Annotated in this window: 23 protein-coding genes and 1 tRNA gene; 12 read left to right on the top strand and 12 right to left on the bottom strand. The window is 73.2% G+C overall.

Annotation, left to right across the window (positions count from 1 at the left end; genetic code table 11):
- The first annotated feature begins 61 nt into the window (after window positions 1-61).
- From ACH01S_RS22870 to ACH01S_RS22860, 3 genes are all read left to right on the top strand, one after another.
- Window positions 62-916: an SAM-dependent methyltransferase gene (locus ACH01S_RS22870; protein ID WP_148344399.1), complete on the top strand. Its 855-nt coding sequence runs from the start codon at window positions 62-64 to the stop codon at window positions 914-916.
- Between the two features lie 175 nt (window positions 917-1,091).
- Window positions 1,092-1,661, top strand: a complete 570-nt coding sequence (locus ACH01S_RS22865) for a response regulator transcription factor (RefSeq protein WP_067894892.1) — start codon at window positions 1,092-1,094, stop codon at window positions 1,659-1,661.
- Window positions 1,662-1,734: 73 nt separating this feature from the next.
- A tRNA-Lys gene (locus tag ACH01S_RS22860) sits at window positions 1,735-1,807 on the top strand.
- A gap of 415 nt (window positions 1,808-2,222) precedes the next feature.
- On the opposite strand, the gene ACH01S_RS22855 is transcribed toward ACH01S_RS22860, so the two are convergent.
- From ACH01S_RS22855 to ACH01S_RS22835, 5 genes are all read right to left on the bottom strand, one after another.
- A complete protein-coding gene (locus tag ACH01S_RS22855; RefSeq protein ID WP_067894889.1) occupies window positions 2,223-2,483 on the bottom strand; it encodes a hypothetical protein in 261 nt (86 codons plus the stop codon).
- On the bottom strand, window positions 2,480-4,549 hold the full coding sequence (locus tag ACH01S_RS22850) for an N-6 DNA methylase (RefSeq protein ID WP_067894886.1): 2,070 nt from the start codon (window positions 4,547-4,549) through the stop codon (window positions 2,480-2,482). Before ACH01S_RS22850 ends, ACH01S_RS22855 begins: the two co-directional genes overlap by 4 nt.
- Window positions 4,550-5,289: 740 nt before the next feature.
- Window positions 5,290-5,589, bottom strand: coding sequence for a hypothetical protein (locus ACH01S_RS22845; protein ID WP_067894883.1), 300 nt, complete (start codon window positions 5,587-5,589; stop codon window positions 5,290-5,292).
- Between the two features lie 90 nt (window positions 5,590-5,679).
- Window positions 5,680-6,054 carry a hypothetical protein gene (locus tag ACH01S_RS22840; RefSeq protein WP_169809335.1) on the bottom strand — a complete coding sequence of 125 codons (375 nt, stop codon included), beginning with the start codon at window positions 6,052-6,054 and terminating at the stop codon, window positions 5,680-5,682.
- Window positions 6,055-6,888: 834 nt separating this feature from the next.
- Window positions 6,889-7,413, bottom strand: a complete 525-nt coding sequence (locus ACH01S_RS22835) for an RICIN domain-containing protein (RefSeq protein WP_067894877.1) — start codon at window positions 7,411-7,413, stop codon at window positions 6,889-6,891.
- Window positions 7,414-7,610: 197 nt separating this feature from the next.
- Between ACH01S_RS22835 and ACH01S_RS22830 the strand changes: the two genes are divergently transcribed.
- Genes ACH01S_RS22830 through ACH01S_RS43730 form a run of 5 tightly spaced genes read left to right on the top strand, consistent with a single transcriptional unit; the run spans window position 7,611 to window position 11,416 of the window.
- Window positions 7,611-8,174: an RNA polymerase sigma factor gene (locus ACH01S_RS22830; RefSeq protein WP_067894874.1), complete on the top strand. Its 564-nt coding sequence runs from the start codon at window positions 7,611-7,613 to the stop codon at window positions 8,172-8,174.
- On the top strand, window positions 8,171-8,986 hold the full coding sequence (locus ACH01S_RS22825) for a cupin domain-containing protein (RefSeq protein ID WP_067894871.1): 816 nt from the start codon (window positions 8,171-8,173) through the stop codon (window positions 8,984-8,986). The genes ACH01S_RS22830 and ACH01S_RS22825 overlap by 4 nt, the downstream gene beginning before the upstream one ends.
- The gene (locus ACH01S_RS22820) at window positions 8,983-9,879 is read left to right on the top strand and encodes an ABC transporter ATP-binding protein (RefSeq protein WP_067894868.1); all 897 of its coding nucleotides are present in this window, start codon (window positions 8,983-8,985) and stop codon (window positions 9,877-9,879) included. Before ACH01S_RS22825 ends, ACH01S_RS22820 begins: the two co-directional genes overlap by 4 nt.
- Complete coding sequence (locus ACH01S_RS22815) at window positions 9,876-10,754, top strand: hypothetical protein (RefSeq protein ID WP_067894865.1); 879 nt, start codon at window positions 9,876-9,878, stop codon at window positions 10,752-10,754. Before ACH01S_RS22820 ends, ACH01S_RS22815 begins: the two co-directional genes overlap by 4 nt.
- Window positions 10,751-11,416 (top strand): hypothetical protein, encoded by a 666-nt coding sequence (locus ACH01S_RS43730; RefSeq protein ID WP_148344397.1) that lies wholly within the window; start codon window positions 10,751-10,753, stop codon window positions 11,414-11,416. Before ACH01S_RS22815 ends, ACH01S_RS43730 begins: the two co-directional genes overlap by 4 nt.
- On the opposite strand, the gene ACH01S_RS22805 is transcribed toward ACH01S_RS43730, so the two are convergent.
- A complete protein-coding gene (locus tag ACH01S_RS22805; protein WP_067894859.1) occupies window positions 11,322-11,972 on the bottom strand; it encodes a response regulator transcription factor in 651 nt (216 codons plus the stop codon). The two genes, ACH01S_RS43730 and ACH01S_RS22805, sit on opposite strands and share 95 nt — an antisense overlap.
- A complete protein-coding gene (locus ACH01S_RS22800) occupies window positions 11,969-13,975 on the bottom strand; it encodes a sensor histidine kinase (protein WP_148344396.1) in 2,007 nt (668 codons plus the stop codon). Before ACH01S_RS22800 ends, ACH01S_RS22805 begins: the two co-directional genes overlap by 4 nt.
- A 141-nt stretch (window positions 13,976-14,116) precedes the next feature.
- Here ACH01S_RS22800 and ACH01S_RS22795 point away from each other — a divergent pair, with 141 nt between their 5' ends.
- The 4 genes from ACH01S_RS22795 (at window position 14,117) to ACH01S_RS22780 (ending at window position 19,340) form a co-directional block, all read left to right on the top strand.
- On the top strand, window positions 14,117-14,842 hold the full coding sequence (locus ACH01S_RS22795) for a hypothetical protein (RefSeq protein WP_067894851.1): 726 nt from the start codon (window positions 14,117-14,119) through the stop codon (window positions 14,840-14,842).
- A 91-nt stretch (window positions 14,843-14,933) separates the two neighbouring features.
- Entirely contained in the window at window positions 14,934-18,005 is a 3,072-nt protein-coding gene (locus ACH01S_RS22790; protein WP_067894848.1) for a CHAT domain-containing protein, read from the top strand.
- 16 nt (window positions 18,006-18,021) lie between these two features.
- Window positions 18,022-18,405 carry a hypothetical protein gene (locus tag ACH01S_RS22785; protein WP_067894845.1) on the top strand — a complete coding sequence of 128 codons (384 nt, stop codon included), beginning with the start codon at window positions 18,022-18,024 and terminating at the stop codon, window positions 18,403-18,405.
- Window positions 18,402-19,340 carry a hypothetical protein gene (locus ACH01S_RS22780; protein ID WP_067894841.1) on the top strand — a complete coding sequence of 313 codons (939 nt, stop codon included), beginning with the start codon at window positions 18,402-18,404 and terminating at the stop codon, window positions 19,338-19,340. The genes ACH01S_RS22785 and ACH01S_RS22780 overlap by 4 nt, the downstream gene beginning before the upstream one ends.
- Here ACH01S_RS22780 and ACH01S_RS22775 read toward each other — a convergent pair.
- The 5 genes from ACH01S_RS22775 to ACH01S_RS22755 are packed head-to-tail and all read right to left on the bottom strand — an operon-like array spanning window position 19,333 to window position 26,161.
- Window positions 19,333-20,349 (bottom strand): hypothetical protein, encoded by a 1,017-nt coding sequence (locus tag ACH01S_RS22775; RefSeq protein WP_067894838.1) that lies wholly within the window; start codon window positions 20,347-20,349, stop codon window positions 19,333-19,335. The two genes, ACH01S_RS22780 and ACH01S_RS22775, sit on opposite strands and share 8 nt — an antisense overlap.
- Window positions 20,350-20,353: 4 nt before the next feature.
- Window positions 20,354-20,941: a hypothetical protein gene (locus ACH01S_RS22770; protein ID WP_067894836.1), complete on the bottom strand. Its 588-nt coding sequence runs from the start codon at window positions 20,939-20,941 to the stop codon at window positions 20,354-20,356.
- On the bottom strand, window positions 20,938-22,140 hold the full coding sequence (locus tag ACH01S_RS22765; protein WP_067894833.1) for a CHAT domain-containing protein: 1,203 nt from the start codon (window positions 22,138-22,140) through the stop codon (window positions 20,938-20,940). Before ACH01S_RS22765 ends, ACH01S_RS22770 begins: the two co-directional genes overlap by 4 nt.
- Window positions 22,137-24,272 carry a hypothetical protein gene (locus ACH01S_RS22760; protein ID WP_067894830.1) on the bottom strand — a complete coding sequence of 712 codons (2,136 nt, stop codon included), beginning with the start codon at window positions 24,270-24,272 and terminating at the stop codon, window positions 22,137-22,139. The genes ACH01S_RS22765 and ACH01S_RS22760 overlap by 4 nt, the downstream gene beginning before the upstream one ends.
- Entirely contained in the window at window positions 24,269-26,161 is a 1,893-nt protein-coding gene (locus ACH01S_RS22755; protein ID WP_148344395.1) for a hypothetical protein, read from the bottom strand. The genes ACH01S_RS22760 and ACH01S_RS22755 overlap by 4 nt, the downstream gene beginning before the upstream one ends.
- Window positions 26,162-26,312: the final 151 nt, after the last annotated feature.

The following is a 26,312-nucleotide window of genomic DNA, read 5'->3' as shown; positions in this document are numbered from 1 at the left end:
CCGCCGCGCAGGCCGTACAGTCTCCAATGCGGTCGATCATCGCTGATGGAGGTCCGGACGTATGACGTCGATGGAGATAGACGGCTCGATCCCGCATTCCGCGCGCGCCTACGGGTGGATGCTGGGATTAAAGGACAACTTCTCCGCCGACCGGAAGTTCCTGCTGGATCTGCTCCCGAACTTCCCCGAGTGCCTGGATATCGCCCGGCAGAACAGGCAGTTCCTGTACCGCGCCGTGAGCTACCTGGCCGCCCCGCCCGACCAGGGCGGCGCCGGGATCTCCCAGTTCATCGACTTCGGGTGCGGGCTGCCGTCCGGCGACAACGTGCACCAGGTGGCCAAGCGGTTCAGCGCCGACGCGCGGGTCGTGTACGCCGACATCGACCCGATCGTGCTGGCGCATGGCCGGGCCCTGCTCGCCGAGGACGAGTCGACCGTCATCGTCCAGGCCGACATGCGCGATCCGGCCGTCCTGCGGCACCCGGACCTGGTTCGCCTCATCGATTTCGACCAGCCGGTCGCGGTGCTGTACCTCTCGGTGGGGCACCACCTCAAGGACGACCCCGGCGGCGGTCTCGCGGGGGCGCGCGACACCCTGCACGCCGTCATCGACCACGCCGCCCCCGGCAGCCACATCGCCGCCTCGCAGGTCGTCTGCGACGACCCGGTCCGCGGCCACGCGTTCGGCACCGCCATCGACGCCGCCGGAATTCCCTGGCAGTCCCGGACGCCCGAGGAGTTCGCGGCCCTGCTGGACGGCCTCACCTCCCTCAGCCCCGGCCTCGTGAACCTCAAGGAATGGCGGCCGGACCCCGGGCAGCCGCCGCTCCCGGCCATCGACGCCGCGCTCCGGCCCTTCGAGGGCCGCGCCCAGGGCTCCAACCTCTACGAATACGGCGGCGTCCTGACCCGGTGAATCCCGGCGCCCGCCGCCGCGGACGGCCCGATCCCCGCGGCCGCTCACTTACCCGGCGGTAGGCGCCACCCGCCCGGCCTGGGGGTTGTCACACTCGGCGCGGTCCATCGACGTGGGAAGACCAGCCGGTTATGCTCCGACCCTATAAATGTCAACGACACCCCAAGGGCAACGGATGAGTGTCGACGAGACGGCCCCACTGCGCGTCCTCGTGGTGGACGGTGACCCCCATGTCCGAGCTGACGTGACCTCCCTGCTCGACTCCAGCGACGAGCTCCAGGTCGTCGCCGAGACGCCCGACCCCGGCGCGGCCCGCTCCCTCGCCGGTCGGCTCCGGCCCGACATCGTCCTGCTGGACGCCGCGTCCGCCGACCAGGCGGGCCCGCTCAGCCACACCTCGCGCGTCTTCGTCCTCGCCCGGCGGGACGGCCCCGAGGTCCAGGACGCGCTCCGCGCCGGCGCGTGCGGGCACCTCGTGCCCGGCGCCTTCACCGTCCCCGACCTGATGCGCAGCGTCCGGGACGCGTCCCGGACCTCGCTCGGCCTGTCCGCCCGCGAGTCGGAGGTCATGGACCTCATCGCCACCGGCCGCTCCAACGGCGAGATCGCCCGCCAGCTCTTCCTCAGCGAGAAGACGGTCAAGAACCACGTCAACCGCATCTACGCCAAGCTCGGCGTCAGCTCCCGCGCCACCGCCATCGCCCTCTGGCGCGGCATGGTCAGCGTCCTCCCCGCGCGGGACTAAACCGATTCGCACTAGGTCCGCAGCTCCTGATACTGTTCCTCCTGTCGCAAGGGCCCCAGGGGCCCGCCGACAGGCGCCGTTAGCTCAATTGGCAGAGCAGCGGACTCTTAATCCGCGGGTTCGGGGTTCAAGTCCCTGACGGCGCACCCGTGATGGCCTGGGTATACGCATCCACAGAAGCGTTGCCCATCGTCATTCTGGGGCCGTTGCCACGCATGCTGCTCCGCGTTCACTCGCCGTCCCCACTCCAGACATCAACGGCGCCAGATACGGCACCGGCGGCCTCTACTCCCAGTGCCTACAACGCACCGCGCTCCACCCAAACCGCCGCCAGACGCGCCCATCGCGACTCTCGCCCACTAACTCCGGCGACCGCTCCAGGGAATCGTCTCGATCCGGCGGGCGGGAGTCCCGTCGCCAGGGCGGCGGCCGTGCCCGTCAGCCACGAGTTGTGCCACCGTCACAAGCCCCTGTGCGAAGAGCTGAGTCGGTCAGGCGCGGGCTGCCGTAGTTGCGGTTGGTCAGCGCCCAGCCGATCGCCCCTCTAGCACGTCGGGTTGGCTAGCGGCGTTGCCGCAGTTGCTGGACGACCGGGACCACGGCCAGACAGAGCAGCGCAGCGCCTCCAAACGCCGCGCCCGCCGAGAGGACGGCATCGGCGGCCAGGCTGCCGTCAAGGGCCTTGAGGAAACCGACACACACCGCAATGAGTGTGGAGAACAACACCATGACCAGCAGCCAGGGGATCCAGGCGCTGTTCGGGGGCAGGGGTCTCGGAGAGTGCGAGGTGGTCAATGCGGACGGCGGGTGTGGGGTGTTCACGGCGACGCTTCCTTCTGAGGTCGGTGGTAGTCACTGGGCGCAGAGTCGTGTTCGGCGGGTGCGCTTAGGAGCGCGCCCGCCAGGACGGCGCGGGTGTGCGACAAGGACGCGGCTACGGTTCGGTGCGCGCGGTCCAGGTCGTCCAGACCGTCCAATGCGGCCGTGATTTTCAGTTGCTCGGTCAGATCCGGTAGAGGGACACGCAAGGTCCCGAGTGACTCGGTGCGCAGTGATGGGGCTGCGGTGGCTGCCGCTCGGTCACGCATCCAGGCGACGGACTCGTCCAGGCTCAGGTAGTGAAACAGGTACTCCGGCAGCACCTGGTCCACGCACTCCGGCCATACCCGAAGCCGGATGATGTTCGGGCTCATCAGCCAGCCGACCTGATGCTCCTGCACGAGTGCCGGCGGGATGATCGCGCCGGAGCGGACGCATACTATGTCCTTCGCCCGCAGTTCGAAGCCCGTCAGTCGGTAAGCGATCTCCTCCGAGACGCGCTCATCCTTCTCGTTGCTAATGCGCCGGTCCCTCAGGTGCCGTGGGAAGACGACGGGGACCGGACCGCCCATCTTGCGCTGCGCTTTGCCCAACTTGGAATAGGAGGGACCCGCTTGGATGTCGCATAGTGCGCCAAGGGCGGACGTCACGGTAGGCCGACCCTTCAGCGGCCTCGATTCGCGATTCGCGATGAACGGCAATCCGGCAACTGCCTCCTGGACCTCACTAAGGCGCGTCTCGGCATCACCTTGCCGTCTCCAGGCAAGCTCGAGGTCGTGCTCGTAGCGCTCGGCGCCACTCTTTTGAAGTTCGACATGGTCTAGAGGGTTTAGGGAGTACCCACTTCGCCTCAGCCCCTCTCGGGAGACCAGGGCACTGGGCACTTGCTGCTTCGTCGCGGATACTTCGAGGCCGACTGCAGCCTTCTCAGGATTCCTGCAGGTGCGATAAGCGTCGAGGAGCGTCTCCACATCCAGGGCGTCGAGAGTTCGGCGGGAGCCATTCTGCATTCCCATATGTCGTGCGTCGAGGAACAGCGTGCTATCGCATGGCGTGCCGGGATGACGGAGCAGCCATACAGAGACCGGTACTGCAGTTCCAGTAAACAATCGATCCGGGAGGGCAATGACACAGTCGACAACTCCGGATTGCACCAGTTTCCTGCGAATTGCACTCTCTGACTTGTGGCCCGAATTCCCTGCTTTGTTGGGCATAATGATCGCGGCCCGGCCTCTCCTGCTCAGTTTCGACAGGCAATGCTGCACCCAAGCGAAGTTGTCGTTATCCAAGGGAGGGGCCCCGTACTCCCAATGGCCCTCATGACGTTCCCCACGGCCAGGATCACTCATGTTGAAGGGCGGGTTGGTGAGCACGATATCGAACGGCTCCGAGGGCGTAGGGTCGGCGTTCCATGGAGCTTCGCGTTTGAGGTCGATAGTCGGCGCGGCACCGTGAAGGATGAGGTTCATGGTCGCGAGCCGCCAGGTGTCGGCGCGCCGGGTCTCGCCGTACGTCCGCAAGGTCTTCTCTCGCGGCAGGCCGTTGTCGTCGAAAGCGCAAGCGGCGACTGCCTCGATAAGGAATCCGCCGTCGCGGGCGAACGGGTCATAGATTGACTCCGGCAGCTCAGGGCCGAACTCGGAGCAGGCCAGTCGGGTCGCCACCCTGACCACCGCGCGTGGAGTGAAGAACTCGCCACTGCCCAGTGCGGCTCGTCGTTCGTACTCATCAAGGATTAGTCCGAACACGTCCTCGTCGAGGAGGCTCATCGCATCTACGACCTTGCGCAGATCGCGAGCGGTCCTGGGTTCGAGGCGCCCCAGCGCTTCCCGCATGCTCGGACGAATGCCGAGGCCGCGCATGTCCTCATCGACCGCGCAACCGATGTCTCGCAACAGTTGGGCAGTCTCGTCGAGATTGGTGACAGTGCGCGCCCTGGCGGCGAACCTCTCGAACTGATCGCCGGCGGCACCACGGAGGTAGTGGAGACATAGCAGCAGGTTCACATAATCGAGTACACCGGCAGCTCCGCGAACGCGGTCCACGGCAGTGTCCAGCAACTCGGTCACGATCCGCAGGTTGTCGGGGTGGGGTTCGTCGACCGCGCCGAACGGGTGGCGGTATGGCGATCGTCCCCCGGACCGGCGCTGTACCTCTCCGGCTAGGGGCGTCCCGCTTCCCGCTCTACGCCTTGCTCGATCGCCGTAAGTGGTTCCGACGGGCTCATTGATGGCGAGGCGTTCCGGTGGCACAGGCTGCCGATCCAACCAGGTCATGACCTCCGACCGCAGGAAGTAGTCCTGGCCGCTCGAGCGCCTAGGTGAAGGGAAGCCAGCATCCAGTCTCTCCCAGGAGGTCACGGTGGGGCGACTGACGCCAGCCAGCGCGGCGATCTCCGTGCGGCCGAGTAGAGCGTCCTTACTCGTCGGCGGATACGACATGAGCGTTAGCTCCCATAGCGGTGTGAGGTTGTGGTCTTTATGGCTAGTGAGCCTAGGAGCGCGCACTCCTCACGAACAAGTGCGCACTCGCAGTGCGCAACTGCCTATCAGCCTCCGAGGTGGCTCAACGCGACGAGCCACTCGCTTCCTGCGGTGGCGGGCTCGGTCTTCAGCAGGCCCTCGACGGCCTTGCGGCCTCATGGTCCTGGCTGCAGAGAGTGACGGCCCCGATCGTCAGCTGCCGCGAGGCGCGAGGAGGGCAGCCACGGCGGTGGCGGGCACGTGTACTTGGAAGGCTTCGCTCATGGTCACCTCCCCCGCCAGGATCGGAGAAGGTTATGCGTACCTACAACTGCCCGGATCTCGGATTAGCAGAAGAGAACCTCAACGAGAGCAACGCCGATAACATAGAGAAGCATTACAATAAGAGCCAATACTGTCAGAATAAACAACAGTAGTGCAACCAGCATCATAATGCAAAGAAACATGTATCCTACAGTTAGGATAATGCGCCAGGACAGACGGATCATGCTGAGCAATAACCGGATAGGCGCACCCGCAATCCCATGGGGCGAGTGGACCCAGACGGGTCGGCGCCACATTCGACGAAGAGACTCACCCAATTGACCTAACGCCAGGAAGCCGTCCTCGATGTCATCGTCGCTCACGTTTCCCACGCAAGACCCTCCACTGGAAATATAACGCAGGGGAACGACAACCCCACGTTCTTGCGCTTAAGCAAGTAGAAGTCCATCTCCCTACCGTTGGGAGGGGCAAAAGTTCAACAGGCTGATCAACTCCAGGGCGGTCGGGCGGGCTCCGGTGATGTCGAAGACCAGCCGCGCAGCCTTGTTGAGCGTCTCGGCCGTCTGGTTGACCTCCCAGCCGCCGAGTGCATCGCCTACCGATGCGATCTGGGCCAGTTGCGTCGGTCCGATGAGTCGGCGTGCGTCGTCGACCGCTCTGATTAACTCAGACCTGGACCACGTCACGTAGTTCTGCACAGCGATCGGTGTAATGACTTCGGTTCCCACAGCAAGCCCCGTTCTCCAGGGACGCACATCCTGAATGATGGGTAGCGGTGTGGACACCGAACCACGCAACCGGTTGAAGCGATGCGCCTTGAAGATCAAACGAAGCGTCGTCACATAGAGGTGGCCCCCGATCGCCTCCTTGCCCCCAGGCCGGTCAAGGGGAAAAGCTGGTCGGCGGCGAACCTGGACAGACCGTGCTCGGAGGGGATGACAATGGCGTTCGCTTTGCAGGAGCACAAGATCTTCTCATCGGGCATCAGCTGTAACGTTGACACGTTCCTCGCCTCCGATTGAGTTGCTCCCACTCTGCGTTCCCTCATGAGCAAGGCTATCGCGTAGCCACTCGAGGCGCGGAAGCAGCGTTGGAGCAGCGTAAATATCTTCGCCCTCCACTTCGGTGGGCGTCACGAACGTAGTCGCTGGATCCTTCGATCACAGGATTCGAGATGCAAGAGTCGAGTACTGCGTCACCGGCTACAAGCTGCGCTGGCGGAGATGACGGACGACCAGCGGGCGTGTTCTGGTGCCTCCGAGTTCGCTCGCCGTTCGCTCGGGCACCGACGCTCGACGGCAGGCGGCGGCACCATCGACGCTGTTCGACGCATCGCTGCAGGTTTACCGCGCGTCCATGTTCGCTCGACGTTCACTCGACAGCATCGGAACTGTGCACCAGGCAGCGAAAGAGGCTATCCAAAAAAAAGGCGCCGGATAGGGCCAGGGCAACATAGTTCGACAGCCCAAATCACGAAAGAATCCACTGTTATCCGACTTTTAATCCTCGGGTTCGGGGTTCAAGTCCCTGACGGCGCACCCGTGATTTCTTTTCCGGCAGGGCGTTCCTTAGGGGAGCGCCCTCCGTCGTTCTCCGCCATCGCCTGGGTGCCGCGAGGGCCCGCCCTCTCCGGTGCGGGTCCTCGCGGAGCGCGGGTGGTGTCAGGGCGTCGTTGTGACCGAGGACTCGGGGATGAGGAGGAAGGCGTGGTAGAGGTTGAACTCCCCGTCCCAGGCGCGGTCGAGGTGGATCTCGGCGTCGCGGTTGGGGAGGTTCCCGGCCGTGGCCATCGCGAAGTTGGTGCCGCGCAGCCGTAGCGCGCGCACCAGCGGGTGGCCCGTGGCGTCGGGCAGGCCGGGGATGGGCGTGGGCTCCCACAGAGCGGCGTTGGACTCGTTCAGCCGCAGGATCACGACCGCGTTGGCCTTCGCCACGTCTCCCCGGATGCCGAGGTAGCGCTCGTTGGGCTGGGACCGGATGTGGTAGGCGCCCGGCCGGCCGGAGGCGGGCTCGAACTTCCAGTAGACCGAGGCGTTGGCCGGCCAGGGGTCGGCGAAGAAGGTCTGGAGCTCGTCGTCGCCGGTCGTCTCGGCATCGCTGATGCCGTCGGGCATGAGGTAGGCGTTGATCACCTTGTGCACGATCAGGACCTTGCCGGTCGGGATGTCACTGGTGTACTCGGACACGGGGGGCGTTCTCCTTGGGGGGTCGGGAGTGTTCACCCCTTCATTCCCCACTGACTGTGGTCGACCGATCGCGCTCGGTAGATAGTTGGGAGATTTCCCGCCCGTGTCCTGCGGCTGGCCGTTGTCGGACGCGGGTTCCGCGTGAAGTTCTCCCCGCGGGGTTGTCCGGTCGCGGCTCCGGATGCGACAGAGGGGATGTGCAGGCGAGAGGTCCGGATGCCGACGACGCGGCGCTGCTGCGGAGGGTCGGCGGTGGTGATGAGCAGGCGCTGCGGGTGCTGTTCGAGCGGCACGCGCCGTGGCTGCGGGTGCGGCTGGCGCGGCGCTGCGGGGACGCGGACGCGGTGGCCGACGTCCTGCAGGACACGTTCGTGGCGGTGTGGCGCGGCGCCGGGCGGTTCCGCGGCGAGGGCGAGGTCGCGGCGTGGCTGTGGGGGATCGCGGTGCGCCGTCTCGTGTCGCGGCTCCGCCGGGCGGACGCGGCGGCGCGGCCGTCCGCGCGGACCGACGGCGGGGTGCTGGCGAGCGCCGAGGAGCAGGTGCTGCTCGGCGTGGAGTACGGCGACGCGGGTGGAGCGCTGCGGCGGCTGTCCCCCGAGCTGCGCGCGGTGGTGCAGGCCACGGTGCTGGACGGCCTGAGCACCCGCGAGGCGGCGCGGCTGCTCGGGATGCCCGCGAGCACGGTGAAGTTCCGGCTGCGCAAGGCGACCGCGCAGTTGCGCGAGGACCTGCTGGCCCTACCGACCGAGGGAATGTCATGAGCACGTGGCACTGCGACGCCGCCCTCCTGCGGCGCTACACGGCGGGTGAGACCGATCTGGTGGCGTCCGCGTCGATCGAGGCGCACCTCGTCCGGTGCGCGGGCTGCCGGGCGGGGGTGGCGGCGCTGGCCGACCCCGACCCGCTGGAGCGGGTGTGGACGGGCGTGCGGGAGACGATCCAGCGGCCCCGCCTCCCGCTCGCGCTGCGGCTGCTGCGCCGGGCCGGGCTGAGCGCGGAGGACGCCGCGCTGCTCGCCGCGTCCCGGTCGCTGCGCGGCCCGTGGACGCTCGCCACCGTCGCGGTGCTGGTGTTCGCGGTCGCCGCGTCCTGGCCCGGCGCGGTGCTCGGCACGGCGCTGTACCTGCTCGTGGCGCCGCTGGTCCCGGTGCTCGGGGTGGTCGCCGCGTTCACCGCGACCGATCCGCTGGTCGAGCTGACCAACGCCACCCCCTACTCCAAGACCCGCCTCGCGCTGCTGCGGACCGTCGCGGTGATCGCCACGACCGTCCCGCTGGTGACGGTGATGGGCGCGGTCGCCGGAATCGGCTGGCTCGCGGTGGCCTGGCTGACCCCGGCGCTCGGCCTCACGCTGGCCGCGCTGGTCGCCCTCACGTGGTGGCCGCCGCCGGTCGTCGGCGGCGCGGTGTCCGGCCTGTGGGTCGCCGTGGTCGCGGCGGCCTACCTGCGGGACGACCTGGACGACGCCGTCCGGCCGACCGCGCAGATCTGCTACCTGGTCCTGGCCGCGATCACGGTCGCCGTCCTCGCGGCCCGGATCCGTGCCGCACGCACACCTGGAGGTTACGCGTGAGCGCATCCGAACCACGTCCGCCCATCGTCGCGGTCGAAGGGCTGGCCAAGCGGTACGGCCGGACCGTCGCCGTGGACGGCGTCGACCTGGAGCTCGGCCCCGGCGTGACCGGGCTGCTCGGGCCGAACGGCGCCGGGAAGACGACCCTGATCCGCATGCTGACGACGTCCACCCCGCCCACCGGGGGCCGCGTCACGGTGCTCGGCCGGGAGGCGACCGGATCGGTCGCCGAGCGGACGGCGGTCCGGCGGCTGCTCGGCTACCTGCCGCAGGAGGTCGCGTTCCCGCGCGGCATGACCTGCTTCGCGTTCGTCGACTACGTCGCGCTCCTCAAGGAGTGGACGGACACGGCCCGGCGGCACGCCGAGGCGCGCCGCGTCCTGGACCTGGTCGGTCTCGGCGACCGCACCACGAGGAGGATCCGGACCCTGTCGGGCGGGCAGCGCCGCCGCCTCGCCCTGGCCCAGTCGTTCATCGGCGCGCCGCCGCTGCTCGTCCTGGACGAGCCGACCACCGGCCTGGACCCGGAGCAGCGCGCGTCCCTGCGGACCCTGCTGTCGGAGCACGCGACCGGCGGCGCCGTCCTGCTCGGCACCCACCAGACCGAGGACGTCGCCGCGCTGTGCGAGCGGGTGATCGTCATGGACGCCGGACGGATCCGCTACGACGGCGCGGTCGCCGACTTCGTCGCCACCGCCGCCGGACGGGTCTGGCTCGCGCCGCGGGCGCTGCCCGGCGCGCTGCACTCCTGGCGCACCGGCTCCGGGCGGATCAGGTCCGTCGGCGGCTCCGCGGTCGCCGACGCCGTGCCGGCCGACCCCACCGTCGAGGACGCCTACCTCCTGATGCTGGGTTCGGACGCAGGCACCGACCGGCAGGAGAGCGCGGCATGAGCGCGCAGGCCCTCCCCCTCCCCGCCACCGCCGCCGGCCGGGGCGTGCTGCGGCGCCTCGCCGCGAGCGAGACGCGCCGCTACGCCCGGCACCCGCTGTTCGTCATCGGAGTGCTGCTGTGCCTGCTCGGGCTCCGGCCGGACGCGCGGGAGGCGAGCTTCGCCAACCCGATCGTCCCGGCCGCCGCGCTCGGCGTGCTCGGCCTGGTCGCGATGGCCTCGATGACCCGCGACGCGGCCGCGCTGCGCCGGGCGGCGGGGGCGCCGCCCGTGCCGGAGCGCGTCCAGACCGCCGCGCTCGTCCTGGCCTGCCTGCTGCCGTTCGCCGTCGGCCTGCTCTGGTACGGGTGGAACGTCCGGCTGTACCACGTGAACCCGCCGCCGCCCGACGGGTTCCCGTTCGGGCCCGTGACGGAGGGCTGGCGGCTCGCGGTGCTGTTCGGCGAGGGGCCGATGGCGGCGCTCGGCGGCCCGCTGCTCGGCGTCGTCATCGGCCGCTGGTGGCCGCGGCGCGGCGTCGCGCCGATGGTCGCCGTGCTGCTCGTGGCGTTCGTCATCGCCTTCCAGGGGCTGGTCGCGCCGCTGCGGCCCGTCCGGCACGTCTCGCCGTGGACGTACTTCGGCGGCCCGTTCGGCGTCAAGGGCGATCCCGAGCGGATGCTGCTGATGTCCGGGTCGCCGCAGTGGTGGGTCGGGTACCTGGTGTGCCTGTGCGGGCTCGCGGTCGTCGCCGCCCTCTGGCACGACCCGCGCGCACGCACCCCGCGCCTCCGCGCGGTCGGTGCCGTCCTGCTCGCCGCCGCCGTCGTCGCCTGCGTCCTCGCCATGGTCACGGGCATCGACCACACGATGGTCAACCCGCTGGGCAGCCCGTGATCCGCTACGCCGTCCGGGTGACGCCCGGGGTGCTGCTCGGCGCGTCCTGCGCGGTCATCGCCGGGCTGATGGCCATGGTCGCCGCCCGCCCGTACGTCATGTGGCCGCTGCAGGGCGCCGCGGTCGGCCTCATCGCCGGGACGGTGGCGACGGCGCAGGACGAGCGGTGCGCCGCCCTCGTCGACACGCTGCCGCGCGGGCTGGTCTGGCGCACCGCCGCCCGCGCCGTGATCACCGTCCCGGCCGCCCTCGGGGTGTGGGCCTGCTGCCTGCTCGTCTGGCGGCACCGGCTGCCCGACCACCCGGGACTGTTCGCGCTGCAGGGGGTCGGCGCGGCCACGCTGGCGGTGTCGGTGTCCGCGTGGCGGCGGCACCGGGGCGTGCCGCAGCCCGGCGCGGTGTTCGCCGCCCTGGTCGTCCCGGTCGCGACGGCGGTCGCCCTGATCCGGCCCTGGTCGGGGGTGCTGGCCCTGTTCCCGATCTGGCCGGCCGACGAGTGGGGCCGCAGCCGGGCGCTGTGGCTCGCGCTCACCGCCGGGGCGCCGCTCGCCGCCCTCTTGGCGGCGGTCAGGTCTCGGCGGAGGTGCCGAGGCCGCCCTCGCGGGCGCGGACGATGGCCTCGGCCCGGCTGGCGACCTGGAGCTTGGCGAAGATGTTGGTGATGTGGTTGCTGACCGTCTTCGAGGCCAGGGACATGCGGGCCGCGACGTCGGCGTTCGCCAGCCCGGCGGCGATGAGGTCGAGCACCTCCCGTTCGCGCGGCGTGAGCTGCGGGAACTCGGGGGTGGCGGGCGGCGGCGCGGTCAGGAAGGTGAGCGCGCGGCGGGCGACCCCGGGGCCGAAGATCGCCTCCCCGGCGGCGATCGCGGCGATGGCGCGGATGATGTTGGCGGAGGCGGCGCCCTTGAGGACGTAGCCGAGCGCTCCGGCGCGCATCGCGGCGAACACCGAGTCGTCGTCGTCGAACATCGTCAGCATCAGGACGCCGACGTCCGGGGCGACGCGGGCGATCTCGCGGGTGGCCTCGATGCCGGTCCGGCCGGGCATCTGGATGTCCATGACGAGGACGTCCGGGCGCAGGGTGACGGCGGCGCGGACGGCCTCGTCGCCGGTGGAGGCGGTGCCGACCATCTCGTAGCCGTCGACCGCCGAGAGCAGGGCGGTCAGGCCGTCGCGGACCACGCCGTGGTCGTCCGCGATGACGATCCGCAGGGTCATGCGGGCTCCTTGCCGAGGGGGATGGTGATGGAGACGCGTCCGCCGGTCGGGGCCGGGTCGAGGTCGCAGGTGCCGCCGAGCTCGGCGGCGCGCTCGCGGATCGAGCCGAGGCCGACGCCGGGGACCCAGGGGGCGTGGTTGGCGCCGTCGTCCTCCACCCGCAGGCGCAGCGCGTCGGGCCCGGACGCCAGCACGACGGTCGCCGAGGCCGCCGTCGAGTGCCGGGCCACGTTGGTCAGCGCCTCGGTGACGATCCGGTAGGCGGCGACCTCGACGGCGGCGGGGAGTTCCGGCGCGGGCTCGGTGGCGTGCACGGTCACCGTCAGCGGCGAGCCGTCCGCGCGGCGGGTGAGGGCCAGGGCGTGCTCGCGGAGCGCGCCGGTCAGGCCCATCCCGTCGAGGGCGGGCGGACGCAGGTCGTAGACGAGCCGCCGGATGTCGTCGACGGCCTCGGTGGCCTGCTCGCGCAGCGTGCCGAGCAGGTCGCCCGCGCGCGCCGGGTCGGTGGCGAGGAGGTGGCGGGCGGCGTCGGCGTTGAGGACGACGCCGGTCAGGATCGGCCCGAGGCCGTCGTGCAGGTCGCGGCGCATCCGGCGGCGCTCCTCCTCGCGGCCGGTGATCACCCGTTCCCGGGACCGGCGCAGCGCCTCGGCGAGCTCGCCCGCCCGGTCGGCGAGCAGCCCGGCGTGCACGGCGACCGCGACCGGCGCGGCGAGCAGGCCGATCACCCGCTCGTCGGACGGGTCCAGCCGCGACTCCCCCGCCCGCAGCCCGATGACCAGCTCCCCGAGCTCGTCGTCGCCGTGCCGCAGCGGGAACACGTGCCGGACCTCGGCGGGCGTCCCGTACGCCGCGACCCGCCCGCCCCGCACCACGATCGACGCGGACGGCAGCTTCAGCGCCCCGCACAGCGACTCCAGCACGCCGTCCAGCCCGCCGTCGGCGTCGCCGAGCCGCGCGCCCACCTCGGCCACCGCGCGCAGCGGGTCGCGCCGCGCCCCGTAGAAGGACCGGTCGAGCAGCCGCTGCAGGACGATCCGCACCGGGTTGAAGGCCAGCGCGATCACCAGCGTCGCCGCGACCGACGCGCCCGCGGGCACGTGCCGCCGCAGCGCGCCGTCCAGCATCGTGATCAGCGCCAGGTAGGCGGCGACCACGCCGAGCGTGAGCAGCAGGTACAGCACCGACCTGGAGATCACCAGCCGGATGTCGAGCAGCTCGTGCCGCAGCACCGCCACCATGATCGCCAGCGGCACCAGCGCGATCGGCAGGATCGCGAACACGCTCTGCAGGTCGAGCACCGCGTCCGCGAGGAACACCGCGACCATGATCGACGCGGCGGGCACCAGCCACAGCAACCGGCGGCGCGTCCGCTCGCCGCCCCGCCGGTACCGGACGACGAGCGCCGCCAGCGCCCCGAGGTAGGCGCAGGCGATCGAGACCGTCGCCAGTGGACCGCCCCACGTCCGCAGGGCGGGCGCGTCCCAGCCGATCGGGTCGTCGTAGCCCAGTTCGGACGCCAGCCCCATGGTCGGCACCAGCGACGACGCGGCGAACAGCAGCGCGCCGGCCGCGAGCGGGACGGCCAGCAGCCGCCAGCGCGGGCCGGGCAGCCGCCCGTCCGGGAACAGCAGCAGGACGAGCGGCAGCAGCGGGCACAGCATCCACGGGAACGCCGCGTTGACGACGGTGGCCAGCGCCGTCCAGCCCGGCCCCCGCAGGTCGTGCGCGGACGCCACGCCCAGCAGCGCCGTGCCCGCCGCCGTGGTCAGGAAGCACAGGCCGCCCGCCAGCAGCAGCCAGCCGATCGGGTTGCGCGGCCGGTGTCCCGCGATCGGCCAGCCGGACACCGCGAGCGCGAGCCCGATCACGGCGTTGCTGAACACCAGCAGGTCGACGAGCCGGTCCCAGCCGAGGCCCGACCACGCGCCCGCGCCCGCCGCCACGGCCGCCTCGGCCAGCGCGAGGCCGAGCAACGCCGCCGCCATCCCGCGAGGAGTCACCAGGTCATGATGACCGGCGGCGTCCCCGGGCAGGTAGGGGCACGCCCCCAACCGGCCAGGGACGGGCCCCTGTCGGCCGTCCGGCGGCGCGCCGCACACTGGCGCGGAACCCGATCCGCACCGGCTCGCAAGGAGGCCGTCGTGACCGCAGCCACCGCCCCGCCCGCCACCCCGACCAAGGTCCGCGACGCGCGCACGTTCTGGCGCGTGCTGCTCGCGGTCGTCGCGCCCGTGCCCGCGCTGGCGATCGCGGTGGGCGGCTTCGTCGCCCCCTACGACTACGGCGCCGAGGACGGCCGCGACCAGTTCGCCGCCACCGTCGCCCACCACGACCGGGTGGGGCTGATGCTGCTGTTCAGCCCGATCCTCATCTTCACCCTCGTCCCGTCGGCGCTGGCGATGATCGCCGCCTGCCGCCGCCACGCGCCGGTGTTCGCCACCGTCGTCGGCGTCCTGATGACGCTGGGCTTCCTGGCGGGCACCGCCAACCCGAGCACGGACCTGCTCGACTACATCGCGGTCGACAAGAACCTGGACGCGAACACCGTCATCACGCTCGGCGACTCCATCGAGAACTCCGGCTTCGGGCTGATCCTGCTCCCGATGCTGCTCACCATCACGATCGGCCGCGTCCTCCTCGCGGTCCTGCTGTGGCGCGTCCGCGTCGCGCCCCGCTGGATGGCCGTCGCCGTCGGCGCGGCCGCGCCGGTCGAGTTCGTGAACGTGCTCGGCGGCAACCTCCAGCCCGGCGTCGCCTGGGTGCTGACCGCCGTGGGATTCGCGTCCGCGAGCGTCGCCCTGCTGCGGACGCCGAACGACGAGTTCGACCTGCCGCCGGTCCGGCGGCCGCGTCCCGAGGCGGGCTGACGGCCGCGCCGGCCGGGCATCCAGGTCACGGTCTGGTTCCGGTGGGATGCCCGGTCTGGCCGTCCGCCCGCTCCGACCGAATGCTGAGGGCATGGACGTCGTGGCCGCCTTCGCGTTCTACTTCGTGGCCTTCCGCTTCGTGTACCGGGAGGCGGGGGTCCGGGCGAACGTGTGGACGACGTCGGCGTCGGCGAGCCTGCCCGCCGCGCTCACCGCCGCCCACGCGGAACTGCGGGACGGGTACGCGTCCGTCGGCGCGGGCGGGGCCGCGGGGTGGCTCGCGGTCCTCCATCTCGTGCTCCTGCCGCAGGTCGTCCTGTACGGCACCTATGTGGTGCGGCGGTTCGAGGCCGCGCCCCCGCCGCCCTTCCTGTCCCCCCACGCCCTGCAACTGCTGGCGCGGCGTCCGCGCTTCTGGCGCCGATCGCGCGCCCTGGCGGTCGGGTCCGCGGTGCTGGTCGTCCTCGCCGGGGCGGCCTGGGACGAGCTGAAGTGGGTGCTCGCCGTCACGGCGGCCGCCGCGGCCGCGGCGGTGTGCGGCGCGGTCCTGGCGCCCGCCGCCGCGAAGGTCCGGCGGCGGCGCGCGCGTTCCGTCCGGCCGTTCTTCGCCCGGGTCGACCGCTGGGGCATCGCGCAGCTCCGGGTCGCGGAACGGCAGGGCGAGCACGGCCTGCTGCTCGTCGACGACCTCATCCGCGACATGCGGCGGCGCCTCGACGGCAGGTCGCCCCGGTACCGCCGCTACGGGGCCTTCAGCATGCTCCTCCTGACGGCGCTCCTGCTCCGGTACCGGCTGCTCGGACAGCGCCGGGACCTCGACTCGGCGCTGGAGACGGGCCGCCGCCTGCTCGCCTCGCGGCCGCCGGAGGACGCCGCCCGGAACGGCTACGCGATCCAGTACGCGACGGCGCTCCACGTCGCCTACACCGCGACCGGCGACCTCGACATGATCGACGAGTCGATCCGCATCCTGCGGGAGGCGGCCGGGACCGCCAGTCCGGCGGTCAGACCGCTGGTCCTCGCCGAACTGGCCGTCGCCCTCGACGAGCGGGTCCTCGCCCTGGACGACGTCGACGCGCTGCGGGAGTCGATCGGGCTGCACCGCCGGGCGGTCGCCGAGACGCCGACGGAGGACTACCAGTCCGTCCTCAGGCGGGCGCTGGTGCCGATCTTCTCGCCGTTCACCAGGCCCCGGACCCGCAAGGCGCTCCGCGAGGCGGTCGGCGTCGCCCTGGTCAACAGCCACCACCTGCCGCAGCGCCTGAGCAACCTCGGCCTCGCCCTCGTCCTGCTCTACGGCGTCGACGAGGACCCGGCGCTGCTGACCGAGGCGGTCGAGGTGATGCGGCGGGCGCTCCGGGTGATGCCCGCGGGCCACACCCAGCGCCCGCTGGTCGAGGCCAGGCTCGCGGACGCCCTGCTGGTCAAGCAGGACGCGGAGGGCGGCGACGCCCTGCTGGACGAGGCCGAGCCGCTGCTCCGCCGGTCCCTGGACGGGCTGGCCGAGGGTCATCCGCAGCGGGCGGAGTTCCGCTACCTGCTCGGCACGTCCGCCCGCCGCCGGTTCGACGCCACCGGGGATGTGGCGCAGCGGGAGCGGGCGATCGAGCAGTGGCGGCAGGCGGCGCACGCCCCGGCCGCTCCCGCCTGGGTGAGGGGCGGCTCGGCCGAGGCGTGGGGGCATCTGGCCGCCGAGTCCGGGGACTGGGAGTCCGCGCTCGAAGCGTTCTCGCTCGCCGTCGAGACGCTCCCGCAGCGCGCGTCGCGGGCCCTGTCGCGTCCCGAACGGGAGCGGGCGCTGACCCGGCCGAAGGGGCTCGCCGCCGACGCGGCCGCCGCCGCGCTCTCGGCCGGACGGCCCGACCGCGCCGTGGAACTCCTCGAACAGGGCCGGGGCGTCCTCCTCGGGCAGACGCTCGACACGAGGAGCGACCTCGGGCGGCTCACCGCCGAGCACCCGGAGACGGCGGCGGAGTTCGTCCGGATCAGGGACGCCCTCGACCGTCCGGACCTCGGCGGCGCCCCCGACGAGATCATCGAGCGGCGGCACGCGCTCGCCCGGCGCTGGGACGAGACCCTCGCCGCTATCCGCCGCCTGGACGGCTACGCCGACTTCCTCCTGCCGAGGACGTCCGCCGAGCTGTGCGCCGCCGCGCGGCAAGGGCCGATCGTCTTCGTCACGCAGAACGACCGCCGCGCCGACGCGCTGATCATGCTGCCGGACGGCGTCCGCCCCGTCCCGCTGCCGGAGGCCACGGCGGCGGAGACGGGACGGCGGATCAGCGACCTCTACGGCGCGCTGGCGGTCGCGATCGCGCCCGGCGGCTCGCTCCGCGAACGGGCGCGGGCGGAGCGGGACCTGCGGGACGTCCTCGGCTGGCTGGAGCGGGCGGTCACCGGGCCGGTGCTCGCCGAACTCCCCCCGGACGTCTCCCGGCTGTGGTGGGTGCCGACCGGGCTGATGGTGTTCCTGCCGCTGCACTCGACCGAGCACGGGTCGATCGTCCCGTCGTACACGCCGACCGTCCGGGTGCTGGAGCACGCGCGCGAGCAGCAGGCCGGAGCCACCGTGTCCGAGGGCGTCGCGTCCGAGGGCGGGCTGGTCGTCTCGGCGGCCGCCGCCGTCGACGGCCTCCCGCTGCCCGGCGCGGCCGGGGACGCCGAGACCCTGGCCGGGCTCCTGCCGGGCGCGCGGGTGCTGAGGGACGCCGAGGCGACCCGCGCGAACGTCCTCGCCGCGCTGCCCGGCGCGCCGCTGGCGCACTTCGCCTGCCACGCCGTCAGCGACCCGTCCGCGCCCGCGCTCAGCCGCCTCATGCTGCACGACGAGCCGCTGACGCTGCCGGACGTCGGCGGGCTGAACCTGGCCGGCGGGCGGCTCGCCTTCCTGGCCGCGTGCACGACGGCGCTCGGCGCGATCGACCTGCCGGACGAGGCCGTCCACCTGACGTCGGCGTTCCAGCTCGCCGGCTACGCGCACGTCGTCGGCACGCTGTGGCCCGCCGACGACCGCACCGCGACGGCCGTCACCCGCGGCTTCTACCGGCGGCTCGCCGCCGGGCGCCCGGTGCACGCCGCGCTGGCGGAGACGGTCGCCGACGTGCGCGCCGAATCCCCGAAGACCCCATCGCTGTGGGCCTCCTACGTCCATGTCGGCCCCTGATCCCCCCGAGGTGCGCATGCCCGACGACGCCGACCGCCTCTCCGCGCTGTGCCGCGCGCTGGAACTCGGCGAACTCCAGGAGATCGCGGCCGAGGACGGATTCGAGCCGCTCCTCGACCGGATCGTCGCGGCCCTGGCGGACGGGGCGGAGGCGCCCGCCGCCGACCTCGACGCGCTGGACGCCAGGCTCGTCGCCTACGGCGTGCCGGGCGGCCTGCTCCCGCCGACCTGGCGGCAGTACCGGCCGAACCCCGCCGCGACCGGGGCCCCCGCCCCGGCGGCCGAGCTGTGGGCCTGCCCGACCGGCCGGTGCGCGCGCTGGACGCCCCGCGCCGACGGCCCGCCGCCGACCTGCGCCGTCAGCGGCGAGCCCCTGGCCGAGCGGCGGCTCGCCCCGTGACCGGGCTCCTCGGCGAGGTCGGGAAGCGCCTGCTCGACAAGTGGTTCACGTTCCTCGTCCTGCCCGGGCTCCTCTTCGTCGGGACGGCCGTGGCCGGGTTCCACCTGGGCCAGGCGCACGCGTTCGACGCGCCCGCGCTCGCCCGCTGGGTCACCGACCGGCTCGGAACCCGGCGCCCGAACGACACGGGGGCCGTCCTGCCGGCGATCGCGGCGGCGGGCCTCGCCGCCGCCGGGGCCGGGCTGGGCGCGGCGGCGCTGGGCCGACTGATCGCCGCGCTGTGGACGCTGCCCGCCGGGCGCGGGCCGCTCGGGCGCCTCGCCCGCCGCCGCCGCGACCGCTGGAGCGACGCCGACGCGGCCGTCACCGCCGCCGTGTCGGCCGCCGTCACCGGCGCCCCGCCCGGCGGCGTCGGGGCGGCCCTCGCCGCCCGCGACCGGATCTCCCGCGCGGAGCCGACCCGCCCGTCGTGGACGGGCGACCGGCTGACGGCCCCGGCGGACCGCGTGCGGAGCGCCTACGGGCTGGACCTCGGCGCCGTCTGGCCCCGGCTCTGGCTCCTCCTGCCGGACGCCGCCCGCGCGGACCTCCTGGCCGCCCACACCGCCTACGCGTCCGCGACCAGGCTCTCGGGGTGGGCGGTCCTCTACGCGCTGCTCGTCCCGTTCTGGTGGCCCGCCGCGCTCGTCGCCGCCGGCACCGGGGCGGCCGCCCACGTCCAGACGCGGGCAGCGGCGGCGGCGCTCGCCGATCTCACGGAGGCGGCCGTCGACCTCTACGCCCCCGAGCTGGCCGCCCGGCTCGGACTGCCGGACGACACGCCCCTCTCCCGGGAGACCGGCTTCGCGGTGACGGCGGCGCTCCGCAAGGACGTCCTCCGTCCTCCGGAGACGGGTTCCCTGCTCCGAAGGCGCGACCCGGGGGCCCTCAGCTGAGGAGCAGGGCGCCGAGCGTCCCGGTGGCGAGGAAGGCGAGGGCGGCCCAGGCGGTCAGGGGCAGCGCGAAGCGCGGCCTGGGGAGGGTCGGGTCCTCGTCGGGCGGCTGCTCGGGGACGGCCGCCGCCGCGTGGAACGTCGCGGTCAGCGGGACGCCCCGGTACCAGTAGCGGGCGAGGGCCCGCCACAGGACGGGCTCGTCGGGCTCGTCCGGTCTCGGGTGGCCGAGGGCCTTCAGCAGCAGCCCCCGGTGGACGTCGAACGTCACCTTCACCTGCTGCCCGTAGATCCGCGCGGGGGCGAGCGAGCACGCGTAGGCGGCGAGCGCGAGCGCGGCGCCGCCCCAGTGGCACAGCAGGAAGAGCGGGACGTCCGCCCCCGCCGCCGCGAGGAACGCGCCGACCCCGGCGGAGAAGGCGGCGGCGAGCACCGAGACGGTGAGGAAGAACTCCATCTCGGCGCGGGCGGCGGCGAGCGAGGCGCGCTGGTCGGCGGGCAGCAGCGGATGCAGGCGGGGCCAGACGAGAACGGCGTCGATGCCGTAGCGCGCTTCCGGATGCAGTTCGGAGTTCTTGAGGATGTTGCCGAGCCGCGTCGGCTGGAGTTCGGCCTCGCGCCCCGGGTAGCTCGTGTGGAGGCGCGCGTAGTCGGCGTCGTCGCGGGGGTCGAGCGCGGCGAGGCGGCGCCGGTGCCAGCGGACGCCCCAGCCGCGCGGCGGCCGTCCGAGCGGGCCGGACCAGTAGCCCTCGTAGAGCCGGACGAGCCCCGTCGACGCGCTGGACAGCCAGGCCGCGGCGAGCATAGCGACGACGGCGAACCCCGCGACGGTCAGCGTCTTGACCGGGCCGCTCCAGCGGTTCCAGTGGTCCGCCGCCGCGGCGGTCCCGGACGTCCCGGCGGCGACGGCGAGCGCCGACGCGCCGAGGAACACGAGCACCGGCAGCAGGGAGTTGAGGAAGAAGCGCCGGTCGAGCAGCCCCCCGGCCTCCTTGACGACGGAGCCGAGCACCGGGTCAGCCGCCCAGCCTGAGCCGGTGCCGGGGCGGCGGCGCCGGACGCTCGCACCACGGCGGCCTGTCCGGATCGAAGGACGCGAGCCAGTTGACGTGCCCGCAGCCCGGCTCCAGGCAGACGGCCGGTGCGAGGCCCGTGCGCGGACGCCCGGGAAGGGCGCCGTCGCCGAGCCCGCCGGAGCCCGCCATCTCGTTCGACGGGGCGGTGTAGTCGCGCGAGGCGAGGTGCGCGCCGACCATCTCGACGGGCAGCACCGCGACGGCCCGCCCGCCGTCGGCGAGGACGAGCGCCCGCGCGCCGAGGTCCAGCAGCGTCAGGGCGGCGGACCCGGCGAACTCGGCGAAGGTGACGTCCGCGTCGACCACGACCGCCGGCGGCAGGCGCGGCAGGGCGGCGCGCAGGTCGCGGGCGGTCTCGTCCGCGAGGTCGCCGTGCAGGACGGTCGCGACGAAGCGCCCCTCGTCGTCCTGGACGACCCCGAGCGTCCCGGAGGCGAGCGCCGCGCGGGCGCCGTCGAGGTCGAGGTCCCAGGAGAGGAGGACGAAGAACCCGTCCGCCTCGGACAGCAGCGTCGGGGAGGAGGTCATCGCCAGTCACCGACCAATACGAACGCGGCCCAATGGTAGGGGTCACTGTAGATCGCGCGGCCGTAGTCCGGGGGCTCGGTCGCCGCCTCGGCCGCCCGGCGGCAGCGCGCCTCGGCGGTCCGCCACCGCGTGGTCCGGGCGTCGCCGGGGTCGGCGCGGGCGAGGAGCCGCGCGTACCCGTCCCTGGCCGCGCCGAAGTCGCCGCACCGGAACCGGGCGTCGGCGACGTCCTCGTCCAGGAGGTCGCCCGCGCCGAGGGACTCCTCGCAGCGCTTGATCACCGTGGTGGCGGGCATCGCCCGCAGCGTGTTCTGCGCCCGCCGCAGGGACTCGGCCTTGGACGTCCCGGCGGCCAGCTCGCGGTAGAAGTCGTCCATCAGCAGGCTGGTCGACACCTCGTCCACCGACCACAGGCTGACCAGCACCGACGCCGCGCCCGCGTAGATCAGCGCGCGGGTCAGCCCGACCAGCTCGTCGCCCGGGCGGTGCGCGTTGACGCCGCTCTCGCAGGCGCTCAGCGTGACGAGGTCCGCGCGCAGGGAGCTGCCGAGGATCCGCTCGGCGGTCAGCTCGCCGTCCGCGAGGACGATCGCCGAGTCCAGCGGCGCCTGCGGGGTGAACGTCCCGTGGCAGCCGAAGTGCAGGATCCGGGACGTGCCCGTCCCGGCGTCGGCGGGCAGCGCGGCGAGGGCGGCGGCGCGGCCGAACCGCAGCACCGCGTCCGCGCCGAAGCGCCGTCCGAGGTCCCCGGCCTGCTGGCGCGCGTGCGGCAGCGGCCGGTCCGGGCGCGAATCGGCGTACACGACGACGCGGCGGGCGTCCGGGCTGCGTTTGGCCTGGCAGTACCGCATCACCGAGGCGCTCGGCGTGTAGCAGACGGCGTTGCGCTCGACGAGCGGCGCGCCGTCCACGGGAAGCGCGCCCAGCGGGACGTAGTGCAGCGTGTCGTGCGGGACGAACCAGACGACGTCCCCCGGCTCGCACGCCTCCGCGACGGGCGCGACGAGCGCGGCGAGGGGCTCGTCCGCCGCCGGGGTCTCGTGCCCGCGGGTCGCCGCGCGGAAGCGGGCGACGTGGGCGCGCAACTCGTCCCGGGTGAGGGCGAGCGTCTCGGTCCGCGGTTCGTCGCCGTCGGGCCGCACGAGGAAGACGTGGGTCGCGTCGTCGGTGACGAGGTATTCGGCGAGGATGGTCGTCACGCCGTGGCCTCCGGTCGCAGCAGCGCCCTCACCTCCGTGAAGGTCAGCGGGGTTCCCCGGGAGAGGCTGATGTACTCCTCGCCCGGGACGGCGGCCGCCGCGATCCGCTCCTGCGCCGCGGCCAGCGAGCGGAGCGCGTCGCGGAGCGCCCGGAGCGCGTCCTCCTCGCCGTCCCCGGCCGGGCGCGGGGCGCGCCGGGCGGCGACCTCGGCGCGGGCCCGCGCCTCGTCCGCGAGGAGGTCCGGCGGCACCGCGCCCGCCGGCGGGACGGTCGTCCCGAGCAGCTCCAGCAGGCTGCGCGAGCGGGCGCGCTCGACGAGGTCGAAGGCCGCCGCGCCGGGCGCCGCGGGCCAGCCGGGGCCGGTCCCGCGCGGAGCCTCGGTGAGCAGCAGCCCGACCAGCATCACGAGGAGCCGTTCGATCGGGCCGCCGGACTGCATCCGCAGCTCGTCGTCCAGGATCCGGTCGCGGAGGGTCTCGTAGATCTCGGCGGCGGCGGACAGGTTCCGGAACGCGCCGGCGGGGTGCGTGCGGATCTGCGCGCGGCCGAGTTCGAGCAGGACGTCGAACGCCGTGTGGAGCTGGTCGCTCGCGCGCAGCAGTTCCGCCGCCTGGAGCAGCAGCTCCTCGGCCTTGTCCTTGCGTCCGAGGGCCCACTGGCGCAGGGCGCGCAGCGTGAGGTCGCGGGCCCGGCTGGCCGGCCAGCCGGCGACCGTGATCCCGGGGGCGTCGACGGGCGCGAAGCGGCTCGCCGCCCGCAGCGGGCCGCTGTTGATCGCCACCATGCGGTCGAGCAGCGCGAGCTCGGACGCCCGGCGGCGCAGCCCGGCCGACCTGTACTGGCGGGCCAGCCGCCACCGGTCCCGGGCGCGGCGCGGGACGGCGAGGCCCGCCGCGCGCAACCGCTCGGCGCGGGCGCGGTCGCCCTCGTCCTCGTGGAGCACCGCAGCGGTGAACAGGACCTGGCGCCGCGCGAACGACCGCAGGTCGGCCGAGCCGACCAGCGGCCCGACGAGGTCCAGGCCGTCGGCGACCGTGAGGAGCTGGAACGTGTGGTCGACGCCCGAGTTCTGGAGGACGGTCACGGACTCCTCGGCGGCGAGGTCGTGCAGGCCCTCCGCCGTCCACAGCGCCCGCGCCTCGGCGAAGGCGGCGCGGAACTCGTCGCGGTGGCCGGTCGCCAGGTAGATCGCCGAGCGCGCGTGCGCGCAGTGCGCGCGGGCGAGCCGCAGCCGCCGCCGGACGGCGGCCCTTCCGGTGTCCACCTCGGACTCGGCGAGGTCGACCAGGGCCGCCGCCGCTTCGGCCCACTCCAGCGACTTCATGCCGGGACGCGCGGCGGACGCGCTGAGCCCGTCCAGGTCGAGGACGAGCTGCCGCGCCTGCTGCACCGAGGACACGGCCTCGTGCGCGAGGGTGTGCACGAACGTCAGGTCGGGCGCCTTGCGGCCGCGCTTCGGACGGACCGAGTCCGCGAGCCAGACGTCCTCGTAGAGCAGCCGCCTCGCGTCCCGGTCGAGCTGGAGGTAATTGTGGGCGTCGTCCGTCCGGGCCAGCCACGAGGGGCTTTTCGAATCGCGGGTCATGTACAGGAAGCTCGGCAGTTCGAGAAGCGCGATCCACCCCGCCAGCCGGAGGAGGCCGGGCGAGGAGTGCGACGTCGCGGCGTAGAAGAGGAAGATCCCCTTGTCGAAGAGCAGCCGACTCGCGACCGTGTGCAGCCAGACGACGGAATGGACGCGGGCCTTGTAGAAGGGGCCGGAGGTGAGTGACAGCGCGCCGATGGCGAGGGCGATCCAGAATTCCTTGCCGTGCGCGGCGGGGATCTCGTCCCAGAGGGCCGCGAGGAGCCCGCCGAAAAGGACTCCGCCGAGTGCCTGGTAGGGCGTGAACCTGCGCTCGCCGTCCAGCCGCAGCGCGCTCGCGTAGCGCGTCAGCCTCCTGTAGGCGCGGTAGAGGAGAAGGTAATCCGCGGTCACGCAGAAGGCGACCGCGGTGCTCAGGACGGGCTCCCGGAGGTTTCCGGTGAGGAGCGCGCCCGCCGCCCAGATGAGCGGGAAGAACGCCGCGTAAAGGTAGAAGGCCCGGCTGAACCGGAAATCGCGGTCGAGTTCCGCCGCCTCGCCGGTCACGCTTCGGCTCCGCGGGCCGACGCCTTCCGGTCTCGTTGGTCCTGCCGGTCTCGTGCTTCTTCGGGCGCGCCTTTCTCGGCGATGGACGCGCGCAATTGTGCCTCGCATGCCGCGATGACGCGGGCGCATTCGTCGGGGCTCCACCGTTCGAGCCGGTCCGGATGGGGGTCGTCCGCCCAGGCGGCGCGGAACGCCCTGGGCGTCACCGGGGACAGGCCGTCCAGCGTCGCGGCGGCCGCGCGGGTGTCGCCGCGGGCGGACGCGGCGGCGGCCCGGGCGAGGGCGACGCAGCTCCGCAGCACCGGCGGCCCCGCCGTGGACCGCGCCAGCCGCGCCGCCTGCCTCTCCGTCTCGGCCGGACGGTCCAGGTGCAGCGCGAGCAGCAGGACCACCATGACGCGGGCGAACAGTTCGTGGTTCGGGTGGCCGAGCACCATGTGCCGTGCCGCGGCGTCGCGCCAGTGCCGCTCGGCGTCCGCCCACGCCCGCACGTGGGTCGCCGCGACCGCCCTGCTCCACGCGGTGTCGGCGCGGGCGACGTCCTGCGCCGCGCTCAGCCGGGCGCGGTGCTTCGCCGGATGGCGGGGGACGACCTCCTCGTCCACCAGGTCCAGGAGCCGTCCGGCGAGGTCGTTCCAGCACGCCGCCGCGGGGCCGGTGCGGGGCGGCCTGGCCCGGTCGCCCCCGGTCACGCCGCGGGCGGCGCGGGCGGCCCGCGCGTTCAGGGCGCGGATCAGCGCGTACTCGGGACGCGCCGGACGGCTCACGACGGCGTCCTGCAGCCATCGCCCGGCAAGCCTGCCGTTCCGGTTGACCGACACGTCGATGAACAGGAGCCCGCCCGCCGCGGTGAGCGCGTCGATCACCGACCGGTCGCGCCCGGCGAGGAGCGAGGCCGTCTCGGCGGCCACGATGACGAGGGCCGCGACCGGCAGCCCCGCCCGCGGATGGAAGATCGCCACGGTGAGCGGCAGCAGCCCGCCGGTGAACGGCAGCCGGACGAGGCTCGCGGCGAGGTTCACGCGGCCGGGCAGCCGGCGGTCCCGGCGGGCCAGCGCGACGGGGACCGCCCACAGCGCCGTCACGACGGCGGCGACGATCAGCCCGCCGCCGAGCCCGGTGAGCACCGGCGCCCGGGCCCACAGGTCCGCGCACAGCGCACCGGCCGGTCCGGCCGCGGCGACCGTGACGAGGACGCGCGCCGCGGCACCGCTCGCCACGCGCGGCAGCCGGTGCCACCGGTGCGGGATCTCCCGCGACCGCCGATCGGCCCACGCGGAATGGAGGATCACGAGCGCCGCCCCGCCGTAGCACGCGTACCGGTCGGGTGCGGTGTCCGGCGGCGAGACGACCAGGAGGCCGACGAGCGGCGCCGTTCCGGCCAGGAGCCCCGCGACCCGCCAGAAGGGATCGGCGCGGGTGGGCCCGGCGATGACCGTCCCCCGGCGGGTCAGGTCGAGCGCGAACCGCCACGCGCTGTGCCGGTGGAACTCGTCGACGTGCACGAAGCGCACCGCCACGCCGCCGACGATCGGCGCCGTCCAGAAGAGGGAGAACTCCGGGCCGGGTGACCAGAAGAGCGTGTGGACGGCCGCGCCGAGCCCGACGAAGCCCAGCCCGGACAAGCCGAGGCACAGCCCGATCGCGGCCGCCAGGACGCGCCCGGCCGTGCCGTCCCCGACCAGCCGCGTGATCGGCGGGTCGAGCACGAGCGCGAGGCCGGTGGCGAGGGCGCCGAGCACCAGCACGGCGCTCAGGTTCAGCGTCCGCCACCGGGGCGAGGTCAACTCGACGCCGAAGTACGCGGAATTCCAGATCCGCCGCTTGAATTCCTGGACGTTGACCACCGTCGCCGGAATTGCGGCGGCCGTCGCCAGCACCGGAGCCACGGATCCGACCATGCTCCCCCGCCCTCTTCTCCGCCGCGAGAATAACCGGAGGATGGTGATCCTTTCAGTGTTTTCCGGAGCAGAACATGAAATGGCCGGATTGTGCCTTGAGGCTTCCGGGCGCGCGAGACGGTGCGCGGCGCATGGCGGT

Origin of the sequence: Actinomadura chibensis NBRC 106107 (assembly GCF_001552135.1) — a bacterium.
Lineage (GTDB): Bacteria > Actinomycetota > Actinomycetes > Streptosporangiales > Streptosporangiaceae > Spirillospora > Spirillospora chibensis.
This window is presented reverse-complemented; position numbering and strand designations above follow the sequence as displayed.